Genomic DNA, 15913 nt, shown 5'->3' on the forward strand with positions numbered 1-15913 from the left:
TCCGACCGTACGGCTCAGCGGGCCGCCGGGCCTCCCGGATCGGTCCGGGCCTGGCGCGGCAGGTCGAGGGCGGCCGCCGAGTCGCAGTACTCCCGCACCGCACTGGTCCGCGCCACCACCCGCCCCCGGTGCACCACGATCCGGCTGTACGCCAGCGACAGCACGCCCGCGAGCCGCTCGCCCCGCACCGCCACCAGCTCCGCCGGGAAGCCGGCCTCCACCCGTACCTCCGGGAGGCCCATCGCCAGCCGCGCCGCGGCGCTCACCGCCCCGTACGCCTCCGCCGGGTCGAGCCCGTCCACCGAGGCCAGCAGGAAGGCCGCCTCCAGCGGGTCCCCGCGCCCCACCGGGTTCGCCGTGTCCCGCAGCGAGCCGCTGCCCGCCGCCAGCCGCACCCCCGCCGACCGCAGCAGCCGCACCGGGGCCGCACCCCGCCGCTCCGTGCCCGCGCAGCCCCCCTGCGGCAGGCAGACCACCGTCACGCCCGCCGCCGCCAACCGGTCCGCCGCCCGGCCCGCCACGTCCTCCGGCAGCCTGGCCAGCCCCGCGCACGGGCCGATCGCCACTCCGGGCCGCAGCCCGCCGGCCATCGCCGCGAACCGGGCGAGCCGCGCCGGGTCGTCGCCGTCCGTGTGCAGGTCCACCGGCACCCCGTGCTCGGCCGCGACCTCCAGCACCGCCTCCACGTACCCCGCCGGGTCCGGGTCCAGGTCCGGGCAGCCGCCGACCACCCCGGCGCCCATCTTCACCGCGTCCCGCAGCATCGCGAGCCCGTCCGCGCCCGCCGCCCCGGTGAGCAGCCGGGGCACCGCCACCGCCGTCAGGTCCGCCAGGCCGCGCAGCGAGCGCCGGGCCTGGAGGACCGCCTCCAGCGGGCCGAGCGCGTCCACGCCGCCGATCCGCACGTGGGCCCGCAGCGCGGTCGCGCCGTGGCCGAGCTGGAGCAGCGCCGCCTCGGTGGCCCGCCGCTGCACCTCCTCGGGGGCGTACGAGACCGGGCCGGGGCTCTCGGCGGAGAGTGCCGTGTCGGCGTGGGCGTGCGGCTCGGCCGGCGCCGGCAGCAGCAGATGGCCGGTCAGGTCCACCCGGGCGCCGGCGGTGCTCAGGCTCCCGGCGGTGCCGACGGCCTCGATCCGGCCGCGCACCAGGCGCACGTCCACGGTCCGTCCGTCGGTCAGCCGCGCGTTCGACAGCAGGAGCGAGTTCGCGTCCTCGGTGGCCGCCCGCCCCCCGTCGTCCGAGGGCTGACGGGGCTGCTTGCTGTCGGCCGACATCGGGCTCCTCACCAAGTCACCAAGATCGAGATCACGCAGCGTGGGGCAGAGCCTAGGGGCGGGCGGCGCCGCCTTCGAGGAGGAGCGCAATAGTCGTACCGATGAGTCCACGAGTGGCGTACGGGGCGGGGGAGGAGGCCGGCGGGGGCGGGCCCGGGAAACGGATTTGGGTGATGGGCCGCAGACCGTGTAATGTCTTCCTCGCTCGCCCCAATAGCTCAGTCGGCAGAGCGTCTCCATGGTAAGGAGAAGGTCTACGGTTCGATTCCGTATTGGGGCTCTGGTGCTGGGAATCCCGCCTTCGGGCGGGGCTCCTGACATCTAAGCGGTGTAGCTCAGTCGGTAGAGCAAGCGGCTCATAATCGCTGTGTCACCGGTTCAAGTCCGGTCACCGCTACACACGGTAGCCGATTGTGGGGTCGGTCCTGCGATCGGCTACTCTTTCATGTTCCCCCAAACTTCTGGTGCGGGGGTGCGCCCATCCATCCATCCGTCCGTCAAGGAGCACTCACGTGGCTGCCACCGACGTCCGCCCGAAGATCACGCTGGCCTGCGTGGAGTGCAAGGAGCGGAACTACATCACCAAGAAGAACCGGCGCAACAACCCGGACCGTCTTGAGATGAAGAAGCACTGCCCCCGCTGCAACTCGCACACCGCGCACCGCGAGACGCGCTAATCAGGCTCGTTCACGAGGCCGTCCCCACCAGGGGGCGGCCTCGTGGCGTTTGTCGGCAACAAATCACAGGAGGTATCGAGGCATGGCGCTCGACCAGTCCTTCGTGGGCCGGACCTATCCGCCCACCGCGCCCTACGAGGTCGGCCGCGAGAAGATCCGCGAATTCGCCGAGGCGATCGGCGACGCGAATCCCGCCTACACCGATTCCGAGGCGGCCAAGGAACTCGGCCACCCCGACGTGATCGCCCCGCCGACCTTTGTGTTCGCCATCACGTTCAAGGCCGCCGGCCAGGTGATCGAGGACCCGCAGCTCGGCCTCGACTACAGCCGGGTCGTCCACGGCGACCAGAAGTTCGCCTACACCCGGCCCGTCCGCGCCGGCGACCGCCTCTCGGTCACCTCCACCATCGAGGCGATCAAGTCGCTGGCCGGCAACGACATCCTGGACATCCGCGGAGAGGTCCACGACGCGACCGGCGAGCACGTCGTCACGGCCTGGACCAAGCTCGTCTCCCGCGCCCCCGAGGAGGCCTGACCATGACCGCGAAGATCGCCTACGACGAGGTCGAGGTCGGCACCGAGCTGCCCGCGCAGACCTTCCCCGTGACCCGCGCCACCCTCGTCCGGTACGCGGGCGCCTCCGGGGACTTCAACCCGATCCACTGGAACGAGAGGTTCGCCGTCGAGGTCGGACTTCCGGACGTCATCGCCCACGGCATGTTCACCATGGCCGAGGCGATCCGCGTCGTCACCGACTGGGCCGGCGACCCCGCCGCCGTCGTCGAGTACGGCGTCCGCTTCACCAAGCCGGTCGTCGTCCCCGACGACGGCGTCGGCGCCGTGATCGAGGTCTCCGCCAAGGTGGCCGCCAAGCTGGACGACGGCCAGGTCCGGGTGGACCTCACCGCGACCAGCGCGGGCCAGAAGGTGCTGGGCATGAGCCGGGCCGTCGTACGCCTGGCCTGACCGACGCCTTCGGTCAGGGGGGCGGGGCACCCACGTGAGTACCCTTGAGCCCGTGCAGCAGCTCAAGGACGCCCCCCTCGCCCCCCTGACCACCTTCCGGCTCGGCGGCCCCGCCACCCGGCTCGTCACGGCCACCACCGACGACGAGGTGATCGCCGCGGTCCGCGAGGCTGACGCGACCGGGACCCCGCTGCTCGTCATCGGCGGCGGCTCCAACCTGGTCATCGGCGACAAGGGCTTCGAGGGCACCGCCCTGCACATCGCCACCACCGGCTTCTCCCTCGACGGGACCCGCCTGGAGCTCGCCGCCGGCGAGGTCTGGACGGACGCCGTCGCCCGGACCGTCGAGGCCGGGCTCGCCGGCGTCGAGTGCCTCGCCGGCATCCCCGGCTCGGCCGGCGCCACCCCGATCCAGAACGTCGGCGCCTACGGCCAGGACGTCTCCGCCACGATCACCGAGGTCGTCGCCTACGACCGCCGGGCCGAGGAGACCGTCACCCTCACCAACGCCGCGTGCGCCTTCTCGTACCGCCACAGCCTCTTCAAGGAGCACCCCGACCGGTACGTCGTGCTCCGCGTCCGCTTCGCGCTGGAGGACGCCGGCGGGCTCTCCGCGCCGATCGCCTACCCGGAGACCGCCCGCGCCCTCGGCGTCGAGGCCGGCGAACGGGTGCCGCTCGCCCACGCCCGCGAGACCGTGCTGGGGCTCCGCGCCGGCAAGGGCATGGTCCTCGACCCCGAGGACCACGACACCTGGTCCGCCGGCTCCTTCTTCACCAACCCGATCCTCACGGCGGCGGAGTACGAGACCTTCCTCACGCGCGTCGCCGACCGGCTCGGCCCCGACGTCACCCCGCCCGCCTACCCGGCCGGCGAGGGCCGCACCAAGACCTCGGCCGCCTGGCTCATCGACAAGGCCGGCTTCACCAAGGGGTACGGCTCCGGGCCCGCCCGGATCTCCACCAAGCACACCCTCGCCCTCACCAACCGCGGCGAGGCGACCACGGAGGACCTGCTGGCCCTGGCCCGCGAGGTCGTCGCCGGGGTCCACGCCGCCTTCGGCGTCACCCTCGTCAACGAACCCGTGACGGTCGGCGTCAGCCTGTAGCGAGCCCCACCGGCGCGGCCAGCCAGTCGTCCACCCCGGACAGCAGCTTCTCCCGGGTGCCCTCCGGGGCCGCCGAGCCCCGGATCGACTGGCGGGCCAGCTCCGCCAGCTCCGCGTCCGTGAAGCCGTGGTGGCGGCGGGCGATCTCGTACTGGGCCGCCAGCCGGGAGCCGAAGAGCAACGGGTCGTCGGCGCCCAGCGCCATCGGCACGCCCGCCTCGAAGAGGGTCCGCAGCGGGACGTCCTCGTGCTTCTCGTACACGCCCAGCGCCACGTTCGACGCCGGGCACACCTCGCAGGTCACGCCCCGCTCGGCCAGCTTCCGCAGCAGCCGCTCGTCCTCGGCCGCCCGCACGCCGTGCCCGACCCGGGCCGCCCGCAGGTCGTCCAGGCAGTCCCGGACCGACGACGGGCCGGTCAGCTCGCCGCCGTGCGGGGCCGCCAGGAGGCCCCCCTCGCGGGCGATCGCGAAGGCCCGGTCGAAGTCCCGGGCCATGCCCCGGCGCTCGTCGTTCGAGAGCCCGAAGCCCACCACGCCCCGGTCCGCGTACCGGACCGCGAGCCGCGCCAGCGTGCGCGCCTCCAGCGGGTGCTTCATGCGGTTGGCCGCGACCAGCACCCGCATCCCGAGGCCGGTGTCCCGGGCCGCCGAGTCGACCGCGTCCAGGATGATCTCCAGGGCCGGGATGAGACCGCCCAGGTGCGGCGCGTACGAGGTCGGGTCGACCTGGATCTCCAGCCACCCGGACCCGTCGCGCACGTCCTCCTGCGCCGCCTCCCGCACCAGCCGCTGGATGTCCTCGGGGGACCGCAGGCAGGAGCGGGCGATGTCGTACAGCCGCTGGAAGCGGAACCAGCCGCGCTCGTCGGTCGCCCGCAGCTGCGGCGGCGTACCGCTCTTCAACGCCTCGGGCAGGTGCACCCCGTACTTGTCGGCCAGTTCGATGAGGGTCGAGGGCCGCATCGAACCGGTGAAGTGCAGGTGCAGGTGGGCCTTGGGCAACAGGGTGAGATCGCGGGGGTGCTCCATTGCCCGATCCTGCCTTACCCGAATGGCGGTATGCACGGCGATTCCCCGATCGATACCCGACCGAACGTAGAAACGGGCCCCGGTTCCTGGGGAACCGGGGCCCGTCACGTACGGCGGATCAGGCGCGCGGGATCAGTCGCGGGCCTCGGCCAGCAGCTTCTGGATCCGGGACACGCCCTCGACCAGGTCCTCGTCACCGAGCGCGTACGACAGGCGCAGGTAGCCGGGGGTGCCGAACGCCTCGCCGGGGACGACCGCGACCTCGGCCTCGTCCAGGATCAGCGCGGCCAGCTCGACGGAGCTCTGCGGGCGCTTGCCGCGGATCTCCTTGCCGAGCAGGCCCTTCACCGACGGGTACACGTAGAACGCGCCCTCGGGGGTCGGGCAGACGACGCCCTCGATCTCGTTGAGCATCCGCACGATGGTCTGGCGGCGGCGGTCGAAGGCCTTGCCCATCTCCTCGACCGCGTCCAGGTTCCCGGAGACGGCGGCCAGCGCGGCGACCTGGGCCACGTTGGAGACGTTGGACGTGGCGTGCGACTGCAGGTTGGTCGCGGCCTTCACGACGTCCTTCGGGCCGATGATCCAGCCCACGCGCCAGCCCGTCATCGCGTACGTCTTGGCGACGCCGTTCACGACGATGCACTTGTCGCGCAGCTCCGGCAGGACCGCCGGCAGCGAGGCGGCGGTGGCACCGCCGTAGACCAGGTGCTCGTAGATCTCGTCGGTGAGGACCCACAGGCCGTGCTCGACGGCCCAGCGGCCGATGGCCTCGGTCTCGGCCTCGCTGTAGACGGCGCCCGTCGGGTTCGACGGGGAGACGAAGAGGACGACCTTCGTCTTCTCCGTGCGGGCCGCCTCCAGCTGCTCCACGGAGACGCGGTAGCCGGTGGTCTCGTCGGCGACGACCTCCACCGGGACGCCGCCGGCGAGGCGGATCGACTCCGGGTAGGTGGTCCAGTACGGGGCGGGGACGATGACCTCGTCGCCCGGGTCGAGGATCGCGGCGAACGCCTCGTAGATCGCCTGCTTGCCGCCGTTGGTGACCAGGACCTGCGAGGCGTCCACCTCGTAGCCGGAGTCGCGGAGCGTCTTGGCGGCGATCGCGGCCTTCAGCTCGGGCAGGCCGCCGGCCGGCGTGTAGCGGTGGTACTTCGGGTCCTTGCACGCCTCGACGGCCGCGTCGACGATGTAGGCAGGGGTGGGGAAGTCGGGCTCACCGGCGCCGAAACCGATCACCGGGCGCCCGGCGGCCTTGAGGGCCTTGGCCTTGGCGTCGACGGCGAGGGTGGCGGACTCGGAGATCGCACCGATCCGGGCGGAGACCCGACGCTCGGTGGGAGGGGTAGCAGCGCTCATACGGCCATCGTCCCAGACCGTTTCCCGGCCCGGCACGCAGGTTTCAGTGAGCGGACAGGAGCGGTCGATACCGGTCGGGAAGAGGCCCGTCGGCAGGTCGTCGGGGTTCCTGTTCGACGAGAGGCCCCAAGACCACGTACACTCACTCCTCGTTGGCCCGCACCGACCCGATCACTGATGGGGTAGGTTGGGGGACACCGCAAAGGGTCGTAGCTCAATTGGTAGAGCACCGGTCTCCAAAACCGGCGGTTGGGGGTTCAAGTCCCTCCGGCCCTGCTACACACACCGCCAGGTGTTGTGCGCATGTACGTACTTCATTGCACCGCCGTGCGGCTCCACCCGGGCGCGGCACGGCCGACCCGGAATCAGGTGAGAGATCGTGACGGACGCCGTAGGCTCCATCGACATGCCTGATGCCGAAGACGACGCGTCGGAGTCGAAGAGGAAGAGCCGCAAGGGCGGCAAGCGCGGGAAGAAGGGCCCTCTGGGCCGTCTCGCCGTTTTCTACCGCCAGATCGTCGCGGAGCTCCGCAAGGTCGTCTGGCCCACGCGCAGCCAGCTCACCTCGTACACCACCGTCGTGATCATCTTCGTGGTCGTGATGATCGGCCTGGTCACCGTGATTGACTTTGGCTTCCAGGAAGCAGTCAAGTACGTCTTCGGCTGACTTTTTGTTCCACCCCATCTGTATCGCAGGAAGAAGCAGCCACCGTGTCTGACGCGAACCTGAACGACGCCTTCGAGTCCGAGCCCGCCGAGGACGAGCTGGACGCCATCGAGGCCGCCGACGAGGACGAGGACCAGGCCGAGGCTGCGGACGCCGCGGCGGACGAGACCGCCGAGGACTCCGCCGTCGAGGACGCCGGGGACGCTGAGGACGACGCGTCCGAGGCCGCCGACGAGGTCGAGGAGACCGACGAGGACGAGGCCGACGAGGTCGAGGCCGCCGTCGAGGAGACCGAGGAGGAGGCCGAGCCGGCCGCCCCGGTCGACCCGGTCGCCGCGCTCCGCGAGGAACTGCGCACCCTGCCCGGCGAGTGGTACGTCATCCACACCTACGCGGGCTACGAGAAGCGCGTGAAGGCCAACCTGGAGCAGCGCGCCGTCTCGCTCAACGTCGAGGACTTCATCTACCAGGCCGAGGTGCCCGAGGAAGAGATCGTCCAGATCAAGGGCGGCGAGCGGAAGAACGTCAAGCAGAACAAGCTCCCCGGCTACGTCCTCGTCCGCATGGACCTGACGAACGAGTCCTGGGGCGTCGTCCGCAACACCCCCGGCGTCACCGGCTTCGTGGGCAACGCCTACGACCCGTACCCGCTGACCCTGGACGAGATCGTCAAGATGCTCGCCCCGGAGGCCGAGGAGAAGGCCGCCCGCGAGGCCGCCGAGGCCGAGGGCAAGCCGGCTCCGGCCCGCAAGCTGGAGGTCCAGGTCCTCGACTTCGAGGTCGGCGACTCGGTCACCGTCACCGACGGCCCCTTCGCCACCCTCCAGGCGACGATCAACGAGATCAACCCGGACTCGAAGAAGGTCAAGGGCCTCGTCGAGATCTTCGGTCGCGAGACCCCGGTCGAGCTGAGCTTCGACCAGATCCAGAAGAACTGATCGTTCTCGGGATCCAGCACAGATTTCCGGACAGGTCAGAGGGGCTGCCACAGCCCCTCTGACCTGCTCGGTTTTTGGACGCGCAGCTATACCCGTTATCGTTGTGCGGTATGCCTCCATCCGGATGACCGGATGGATCGGCTGAAAACTCTCACTAGGACCCGGAGAGAGCTATGCCTCCCAAGAAGAAGAAGGTCACGGGGCTTATCAAGCTCCAGATCAACGCCGGCGCGGCCAACCCGGCCCCGCCGGTCGGCCCCGCGCTCGGCCAGCACGGCGTCAACATCATGGAGTTCTGCAAGGCCTACAACGCCGCGACCGAGTCGCAGCGTGGCTGGGTGATCCCGGTGGAGATCACGGTCTACGAGGACCGTTCCTTCACCTTCATCACCAAGACCCCGCCGGCCGCCAAGATGATCCTCAAGGCCGCGGGCGTGGAGAAGGGCTCCGGCGAGCCGCACAAGACCAAGGTCGCCAAGATCACCGAGGCGCAGGTCCGCGAGATCGCCACCACCAAGATGCCCGACCTCAACGCGAACGACCTGGACGCCGCGTCGAAGATCATCGCCGGCACCGCCCGTTCCATGGGCATCACGGTCGAGGGCTGATCACCCCCCTCGTGACCTCAGTGGTAGGACCAGCGCTTGGTCCGCACCACGACTCCACACCTGAAACATCACAGGAGCAGAAGTGAAGCGCAGCAAGTCCCTCCGCGCTGCGGACGCCAAGATCGACCGGGAGAAGCTCTACGCCCCGCTCGAGGCCGTCCGCCTTGCCAAGGAGACCTCCACCACGAAGTTCGACGGCACCGTCGAGGTCGCCTTCCGCCTGGGTGTCGACCCGCGCAAGGCCGACCAGATGGTCCGTGGCACCGTGAACCTCCCGCACGGCACCGGCAAGACCGCCCGGGTCCTGGTCTTCGCGACCGGTGAGCGTGCCGAGGCCGCGGTCGCCGCGGGCGCCGACATCGTCGGCTCCGACGAGCTGATCGACGAGATCGCCAAGGGCAACCGCCTGAACGAGTTCGACGCCGTGGTCGCCACCCCGGACCTCATGGGCAAGGTCGGCCGCCTCGGCCGCGTGCTCGGTCCGCGTGGTCTCATGCCGAACCCGAAGACCGGCACCGTGACCCCCGATGTCGCCAAGGCTGTCAACGACATCAAGGGCGGCAAGATCGAGTTCCGCGTCGACAAGCACTCGAACCTGCACTTCATCATCGGCAAGACGTCCTTCGACGACACGCAGCTGGTGGAGAACTACGGCGCGGCCCTGGAGGAGATCCTCCGTCTGAAGCCGTCCGCCGCCAAGGGTCGCTACATCAAGAAGGCCGCCATCAGCACCACGATGGGCCCCGGCATCCCGGTCGACTCGAACCGCACCCGCAACCTCCTCGTCGAGGAGGACCCGGCCGCGGTCTGAGCCTTCCGGCTCTGACGCAGTCAGTCTGAAAGCCGCCCCCCGTTCCTCTCCGGAGGAACGGGGGGCGGCTTTTATTGCGTCCTCGCTGTCGTAGGCGTGCGTTACGGTTCAAGAGAACGCAAAGACGATGATCATGATGATCAAGGGGTGGGGAACACCTATGAGCAAGTCCACCTGGAAGCGCGCGGGCGTCGCGACCCTCTCCGCGGCGGCTCTCGTCGCGGGCCTGGCCGGCTGCAACGACGGCGACGCGAAGGCGGCGGGCAAGGCCGTCGGCAGCCTCGGCGACCCGCTGCAGGCCCTGACGGCGGCGTACGAGAAGACCTCCGCCGCGAAGGCCGCCAAGGTCACGATGACCATGACGGTCGAGGGCGTCGGCGCCGACTCCGGCACCATGGAGATGACCGGCGTCCAGAGCTGGGACCCGGCGGCGATGGACTTCACGGTGAAGGGCTCCATGCTGAGCGCGGGCGACCCCGACGCGCCGGAGCAGATGCGCATGCTCATGCTCGACAACGTCATGTACGTGGACATGGGCGAGAAGCAGGCCGCCGAGATGGACGGCAAGCGCTGGATGAAGCTGGACCTGAAGGCCGCGGCCGCGGAGTCCGGCGACAAGGCCCTCCAGAAGCAGATGACCGGCGGCCTGGACAGCATGAACCAGGACCCGTCCCAGCAGCTCGCCCTGCTGCTCGACTCCCCGAACCTCAAGCACGTCGGTGCCGAGAAGATCAACGGCATGGAGACCGAGCACTACAAGGGCACACTCACCTTCGAGCAGATGCTCGCGGCCAACGAATCCTCGAAGCTCCTCTCCGAGGAGGAGCACGACAAGCTCATCGAGAACGTGAAGAAGACCGGCCTCAAGGGCTACGAGACCGAGGTCTGGGTCAACAAGGACGGCTACCCGGCCCGCATGGACGTCGGCATGGAGATGGCGGAGGGCAAGGCGCAGCTCCGCGCCGACTACAGCGACTACGGCACCAAGGCCGCCGTCCAGGCCCCGCCGGCCGACGAGACCGTCGACCTCTTCCAGATGCTCAAGGACATGGGCGAGGGCCTCGAGGACGCCGGCGACGCCGCGGGCGCTCAGGGCTGATTTGCCCCTGACGCCCGACGTCACGTACTCTTCCACAGAAGCCAAAGACCGCTGGTCGTTGCTGTGCCCTACCGGGTGCGGTGGCCGAAGGATCCGCTGACTGCGGACGACCCGCGCAGGTGACTGTGGAGAGTTCCCGGATGTTGCATCCGGTCGAGCTGAGCCCCGTGCGCCTGCGCCCGGGGCGTTTCGTTTGTTCAGCCCCTTCTGAGCGGTCCTCATCACCCGGAAGGAGGCGAACGCACTATGCCGACGCCCAACAAGGCTGCATCGGTGGCCGAGCTCACGGACCAGTTCCGCAGCTCCAACGCCGCCGTGCTGACCGAGTACCGGGGTCTCACCGTCGCGCAGCTCAAGACGCTGCGTCGCTCGCTCGGTGAGAACGCCCAGTACGCCGTGGTGAAGAACACGCTGACCAAGATTGCGGCCAACGAGGCCGGGATCACCGCACTGGACGAGCACTTCGCTGGTCCGACCGCGGTCGCCTTCGTCACCGGTGACCCGGTGGAGTCGGCGAAGGCCCTGCGTGACTTCGCCAAGGAGAACCCGAACCTCATCATCAAGGCCGGTGTCCTTGACGGTAAGGCTCTCTCCGCCGACGACATCAAGAAGCTTGCGGACCTCGAGTCCCGCGAGGTTCTGCTCAGCAAGCTGGCCGGCGCCTTCAAGGGCAAGCAGTCTCAGGCTGCTCAGCTCTTCCAGGCTCTGCCGTCGAAGCTCGTCCGCACCGTGGACGCGCTCCGTGCCAAGCAGGCCGAGCAGGGCGGTGCCGAGTAATTCGGCTCGCGCATTGACCCGCGCCGCCTAGTGCGCGGGTCGTAGCGGGCCGTTACGCCCGCCTCTATAGACACATCGGCACCTGCCGAATTAGTGGAAGGATCGCCCATCATGGCGAAGCTCTCTCAGGACGACCTCCTCGCCCAGTTCGAGGAGATGACCCTCATCGAGCTCTCCGAGTTCGTGAAGGCCTTCGAGGAGAAGTTCGACGTCACCGCCGCCGCGGCCGTCGCCGTTGCCGCCCCCGCCGCCGGTGGTGGCGACGCTGCCGGTGCCGCCGAGGAGCAGGACGAGTTCGACGTCATCCTCGAGGGTGCCGGCGACAAGAAGATCCAGGTCATCAAGGTCGTGCGCGAGCTCACCTCCCTGGGCCTCAAGGAGGCCAAGGACCTCGTCGACGGCACCCCGAAGCCGGTCCTCGAGAAGGTCGCGAAGGACGCCGCCGAGAAGGCCGCCGAGGCCCTCAAGGGCGCCGGCGCCACCGTCACGGTCAAGTAAGACCGTTTCGGCTCGCTGAGCTGACTCTCGCCCCCGTGTAACGCGGAGGCACCGAAAGGCGATCATCCATCTGGGTGGTCGCCTTTCGGCGTTCCCGGGACCCGCGTGGCGGGGGTCGTGCGGGTCTCCGGAAGCGGAGTATGGTGATCTTCGCCGTGCGCCGGTCACAGGCGGGGGCCTTGACGAACGGCACGCCGCGCGCAATTCTCAGGACGCGTCGTCACAACGATCCGTTTCCGAGGCATGGATCGACGACCGAACGGGCAGTATCGAGGTGCGCCACACGGCGCGAGTACCGCGGAGTTGAGAGCAACGAGGGTCGCCAAGCAGTCGCCCTGGACATCAGTGAGCCAAGTGGCTACACTGTCCCTTTGCGCTGCCTGTTAGCTGCCCCCTGCCCGTCACCAGGGGCATACCTTCGCATCAGCTTCATGGACCGACCCCGTCTGACCTGGCCTTTCGGCCACTTCAGGAAACGTCTGCCGTGAAGCGTTGCTGGGGACCGGTACGCGCGTAGTGAGTCCGAGCCCTCGGAAGGACCCCCTCTTGGCCGCCTCGCGCAACGCCTCGAACAACATGAACACCGGCGCAAGCACCGCCCCGCTGCGCATCTCCTTTGCAAAGATCAAGGAGCCCCTCGAGGTTCCGAACCTCCTCGCGCTGCAGACCGAGAGCTTTGACTGGCTGCTCGGCAACGCCGCCTGGAAGGCTCGCGTCGAGGCTGCCCTTGAGTCGGGACAGGACGTCCCCACGAAGTCCGGTCTGGAGGAGATCTTCGAGGAGATCTCCCCGATCGAGGACTTCTCCGGGTCGATGTCGCTGACCTTCCGCGACCACCGCTTCGAGCCGCCGAAGAACTCCATCGACGAGTGCAAGGACCGTGACTTCACGTACGGCGCCCCGCTCTTCGTCACCGCCGAGTTCACCAACAACGAGACCGGCGAGATCAAGTCCCAGACGGTCTTCATGGGCGACTTCCCGCTCATGACCAACAAGGGCACCTTCGTCATCAACGGCACCGAGCGTGTCGTCGTGTCGCAGCTCGTCCGCTCCCCGGGCGTCTACTTCGACTCCTCCATCGACAAGACGTCCGACAAGGACATCTTCTCCGCCAAGATCATCCCGTCCCGGGGTGCCTGGCTGGAGATGGAGATCGACAAGCGTGACCTCGTCGGCGTCCGCATCGACCGCAAGCGCAAGCAGTCGGTCACCGTCCTCCTGAAGGCCCTCGGCTGGACCACCGAGCAGATCCTCCAGGAGTTCGGCGAGTACGAGTCCATGCGCGCCACCCTGGAGAAGGACCACACCCAGGGCCAGGACGACGCGCTGCTCGACATCTACCGCAAGCTCCGCCCGGGCGAGCCGCCGACCCGCGAGGCCGCTCAGACGCTGCTCGAGAACCTCTACTTCAACCCGAAGCGCTACGACCTCGCGAAGGTCGGCCGCTACAAGGTGAACAAGAAGCTCGGCGCCGACGAGCCGCTCGACGCCGGCATCCTCACCACCGACGACATCATCGCCACGATCAAGTACCTCGTGAAGCTCCACGCGGGCGAGACCGAGACGATCGGCGAGAACGGCAACGAGATCGTCGTCGAGACCGACGACATCGACCACTTCGGCAACCGTCGTCTGCGCAACGTCGGCGAGCTCATCCAGAACCAGGTCCGCACGGGTCTGGCCCGCATGGAGCGCGTCGTCCGCGAGCGGATGACCACCCAGGACGTCGAGGCGATCACGCCGCAGACCCTGATCAACATCCGGCCGGTCGTCGCCTCCATCAAGGAGTTCTTCGGCACCAGCCAGCTGTCCCAGTTCATGGACCAGAACAACCCGCTCTCGGGTCTGACGCACAAGCGTCGTCTGTCCGCGCTGGGTCCCGGTGGTCTCTCCCGTGAGCGGGCCGGCTTCGAGGTCCGAGACGTGCACCCGTCCCACTACGGACGCATGTGCCCGATCGAGACCCCCGAAGGCCCGAACATCGGTCTGATCGGTTCGCTCGCCTCGTACGGCCGCGTCAACGCGTTCGGCTTCATCGAGACGCCGTACCGCAAGGTCGTCGACGGCCAGGTCACCGACGAGGTCGACTACGTCACCGCCGACGAGGAGGACCGGTTCGTCATCGCGCAGGCCAACGCCGCGCTCGACGACGAGCTGCGCTTCACGGAGAACCGCGTCCTGGTCCGCAAGCGTGGCGGCGAGGTCGACTACGTCGAGCCGTCGGACGTGGACTACATGGACGTCTCGCCGCGCCAGATGGTGTCGGTCGCGACCGCCATGATCCCGTTCCTCGAGCACGACGACGCCAACCGTGCCCTCATGGGCGCGAACATGATGCGCCAGGCCGTTCCGCTCATCAAGGCGGAGGCCCCGCTCGTCGGCACCGGCATGGAGTACCGCTGTGCCACCGACGCCGGTGACGTCCTCAAGGCCGACAAGGCCGGTGTCGTCCAGGAGCTGTCGGCCGACTACATCACGGTCGCCAACGACGACGGCACGTACAACACGTACCGCCTGCACAAGTTCTCCCGCTCGAACCAGGGCACCTCGGTCAACCAGAAGGTCGTCGTCTCCGAGGGCGACCACGTGATCGAGGGCCAGGTCCTCGCCGACGGTCCCGCCACCGAAGACGGCGAGATGGCGCTCGGCAAGAACCTGCTCGTGGCGTTCATGCCGTGGGAGGGCCACAACTACGAGGACGCGATCATCCTGTCGCAGCGCCTCGTGCAGGACGACGTCCTCTCCTCGATCCACATCGAGGAGCACGAGGTCGACGCCCGTGACACCAAGCTCGGCCCCGAGGAGATCACCCGGGACATCCCGAACGTCTCCGAGGAGGTCCTCGCCGACCTCGACGAGCGCGGCATCATCCGCATCGGTGCCGAGGTCGTCGCCGGCGACATCCTGGTCGGCAAGGTCACGCCCAAGGGTGAGACCGAGCTGACCCCGGAAGAGCGCCTGCTCCGCGCGATCTTCGGTGAGAAGGCCCGTGAGGTCCGTGACACCTCGCTGAAGGTCCCGCACGGCGAGACCGGCAAGGTCATCGGCGTCCGCGTCTTCGACCGCGAGGAGGGCGACGAGCTCCCCCCGGGCGTGAACCAGCTGGTCCGCGTCTACGTCGCCCAGAAGCGCAAGATCACCGACGGTGACAAGCTCGCCGGCCGCCACGGCAACAAGGGTGTCATCTCCAAGATCCTCCCGATCGAGGACATGCCCTTCCTCGAGGACGGCACCCCGGTCGACATCATCCTCAACCCGCTGGGTGTCCCGTCCCGAATGAACCCGGGACAGGTCCTGGAGATCCACCTCGGCTGGCTCGCCAGCCGAGGCTGGGACGTCTCCGGCCTCGCGGACGAGTGGGCGCAGCGCCTCCAGGCCATCGGCGCCGACCAGGTCGCCCCCGGCACCAACGTCGCGACCCCGGTCTTCGACGGTGCCCGTGAGGACGAGCTCGCCGGTCTGCTCCAGCACACCATCCCGAACCGGGACGGCGAGCGCATGGTGCTCCCGACCGGCAAGGCGCGCCTGTTCGACGGCCGCTCCGGCGAGCCGTTCCCGGACCCGATCTCGGTCGGGTACATGTACATCCTCAAGCTGCACCACCTGGTCGACGACAAGCTGCACGCGCGTTCGACCGGTCCGTACTCGATGATCACCCAGCAGCCGCTGGGTGGTAAGGCCCAGTTCGGTGGCCAGCGCTTCGGTGAGATGGAGGTGTGGGCGCTGGAGGCTTACGGCGCCGCGTACGCCCTCCAGGAGCTGCTGACGATCAAGTCCGACGACGTGACCGGCCGCGTGAAGGTGTACGAGGCCATCGTCAAGGGCGAGAACATCCCTGAGCCCGGCATCCCCGAGTCCTTCAAGGTGCTCATCAAGGAGATGCAGTCCCTGTGCCTCAACGTGGAGGTGCTGTCCTCGGACGGCATGTCCATCGAGATGCGCGACACCGACGAGGACGTCTTCCGCGCAGCGGAGGAGCTCGGCATCGACCTGTCCCGGCGCGAGCCGAGCAGCGTCGAAGAGGTCTGACGGGAGTCCGGCGGACCTTGAGTGATCAAGGTCCGCCGGCCCCAGGACCCCCGTATCAGACCCCACAGCCTT

General features: G+C 69.0%; 15 protein-coding genes and 3 tRNA genes. 15 read left to right on the plus strand and 3 right to left on the minus strand.

The window, feature by feature from the left end; all coding sequences use genetic code 11:
• Positions 1 to 14: 14 nt before the first annotated feature.
• Positions 15 to 1274, minus strand: coding sequence for an amidohydrolase family protein (locus ABFY03_RS22465; RefSeq protein ID WP_319010241.1), 1260 nt, complete (start codon positions 1272 to 1274; stop codon positions 15 to 17).
• Positions 1275 to 1481: 207 nt separating this feature from the next.
• Between ABFY03_RS22465 and ABFY03_RS22470 the strand changes: the two genes are divergently transcribed.
• From ABFY03_RS22470 to ABFY03_RS22495, 6 genes are all read left to right on the plus strand, one after another.
• Positions 1482 to 1554 (plus strand) — tRNA-Thr (locus ABFY03_RS22470).
• Positions 1555 to 1598: 44 nt separating this feature from the next.
• Positions 1599 to 1671 (plus strand) — tRNA-Met (locus ABFY03_RS22475).
• Positions 1672 to 1786: 115 nt separating this feature from the next.
• The gene (gene rpmG / locus ABFY03_RS22480) at positions 1787 to 1951 is read left to right on the plus strand and encodes a 50S ribosomal protein L33 (RefSeq protein ID WP_003956487.1); all 165 of its coding nucleotides are present in this window, start codon (positions 1787 to 1789) and stop codon (positions 1949 to 1951) included.
• An 82-nt stretch (positions 1952 to 2033) separates the two neighbouring features.
• Positions 2034 to 2486 carry a MaoC family dehydratase N-terminal domain-containing protein gene (locus ABFY03_RS22485; protein WP_319010240.1) on the plus strand — a complete coding sequence of 151 codons (453 nt, stop codon included), beginning with the start codon at positions 2034 to 2036 and terminating at the stop codon, positions 2484 to 2486.
• Between the two features lie 2 nt (positions 2487 to 2488).
• Positions 2489 to 2917 carry a MaoC family dehydratase gene (locus tag ABFY03_RS22490; RefSeq protein ID WP_346170719.1) on the plus strand — a complete coding sequence of 143 codons (429 nt, stop codon included), beginning with the start codon at positions 2489 to 2491 and terminating at the stop codon, positions 2915 to 2917.
• 52 nt (positions 2918 to 2969) lie between these two features.
• The gene (locus ABFY03_RS22495; RefSeq protein ID WP_319010238.1) at positions 2970 to 4025 is read left to right on the plus strand and encodes a UDP-N-acetylmuramate dehydrogenase; all 1056 of its coding nucleotides are present in this window, start codon (positions 2970 to 2972) and stop codon (positions 4023 to 4025) included.
• Here the strand turns inward: ABFY03_RS22495 and ABFY03_RS22500 are convergent.
• Together ABFY03_RS22500 and ABFY03_RS22505 are read right to left on the minus strand one after the other, a co-directional pair.
• Complete coding sequence (locus ABFY03_RS22500) at positions 4015 to 5055, minus strand: adenosine deaminase (protein ID WP_346170720.1); 1041 nt, start codon at positions 5053 to 5055, stop codon at positions 4015 to 4017. The genes ABFY03_RS22495 and ABFY03_RS22500 overlap by 11 nt on opposite strands.
• 132 nt (positions 5056 to 5187) lie before the next feature.
• The gene (locus tag ABFY03_RS22505; RefSeq protein ID WP_319010236.1) at positions 5188 to 6414 is read right to left on the minus strand and encodes a pyridoxal phosphate-dependent aminotransferase; all 1227 of its coding nucleotides are present in this window, start codon (positions 6412 to 6414) and stop codon (positions 5188 to 5190) included.
• A 203-nt stretch (positions 6415 to 6617) separates the two neighbouring features.
• Between ABFY03_RS22505 and ABFY03_RS22510 the strand changes: the two genes are divergently transcribed.
• From ABFY03_RS22510 to rpoB, 9 genes are all read left to right on the plus strand, one after another.
• Positions 6618 to 6690, plus strand: a tRNA-Trp gene (locus ABFY03_RS22510).
• 103 nt (positions 6691 to 6793) lie between these two features.
• On the plus strand, positions 6794 to 7081 hold the full coding sequence (gene secE, locus ABFY03_RS22515) for a preprotein translocase subunit SecE (RefSeq protein ID WP_319010235.1): 288 nt from the start codon (positions 6794 to 6796) through the stop codon (positions 7079 to 7081).
• Positions 7082 to 7125: 44 nt separating this feature from the next.
• Positions 7126 to 8019 carry a transcription termination/antitermination protein NusG gene (nusG, locus tag ABFY03_RS22520; protein WP_319010234.1) on the plus strand — a complete coding sequence of 298 codons (894 nt, stop codon included), beginning with the start codon at positions 7126 to 7128 and terminating at the stop codon, positions 8017 to 8019.
• Positions 8020 to 8192: 173 nt separating this feature from the next.
• Complete coding sequence (gene rplK / locus ABFY03_RS22525) at positions 8193 to 8627, plus strand: 50S ribosomal protein L11 (protein ID WP_030494213.1); 435 nt, start codon at positions 8193 to 8195, stop codon at positions 8625 to 8627.
• Positions 8628 to 8709: 82 nt separating this feature from the next.
• Positions 8710 to 9438 carry a 50S ribosomal protein L1 gene (rplA, locus tag ABFY03_RS22530; RefSeq protein ID WP_030494214.1) on the plus strand — a complete coding sequence of 243 codons (729 nt, stop codon included), beginning with the start codon at positions 8710 to 8712 and terminating at the stop codon, positions 9436 to 9438.
• A gap of 160 nt (positions 9439 to 9598) precedes the next feature.
• Positions 9599 to 10537 (plus strand): SCO4651 family lipoprotein, encoded by a 939-nt coding sequence (locus tag ABFY03_RS22535; protein WP_319010233.1) that lies wholly within the window; start codon positions 9599 to 9601, stop codon positions 10535 to 10537.
• A gap of 246 nt (positions 10538 to 10783) precedes the next feature.
• Positions 10784 to 11314: a 50S ribosomal protein L10 gene (gene rplJ / locus ABFY03_RS22540; RefSeq protein ID WP_030494216.1), complete on the plus strand. Its 531-nt coding sequence runs from the start codon at positions 10784 to 10786 to the stop codon at positions 11312 to 11314.
• A 111-nt stretch (positions 11315 to 11425) separates the two neighbouring features.
• A complete protein-coding gene (gene rplL, locus ABFY03_RS22545) occupies positions 11426 to 11812 on the plus strand; it encodes a 50S ribosomal protein L7/L12 (RefSeq protein ID WP_031009366.1) in 387 nt (128 codons plus the stop codon).
• Positions 11813 to 12358: 546 nt separating this feature from the next.
• Positions 12359 to 15841 (plus strand): DNA-directed RNA polymerase subunit beta, encoded by a 3483-nt coding sequence (gene rpoB / locus ABFY03_RS22550; RefSeq protein WP_319010232.1) that lies wholly within the window; start codon positions 12359 to 12361, stop codon positions 15839 to 15841.
• The last annotated feature ends 72 nt before the right edge of the window (positions 15842 to 15913 follow it).

It is taken from the genome of Streptomyces roseofulvus, assembly GCF_039534915.1.
Lineage (GTDB): Bacteria > Actinomycetota > Actinomycetes > Streptomycetales > Streptomycetaceae > Streptomyces > Streptomyces roseofulvus.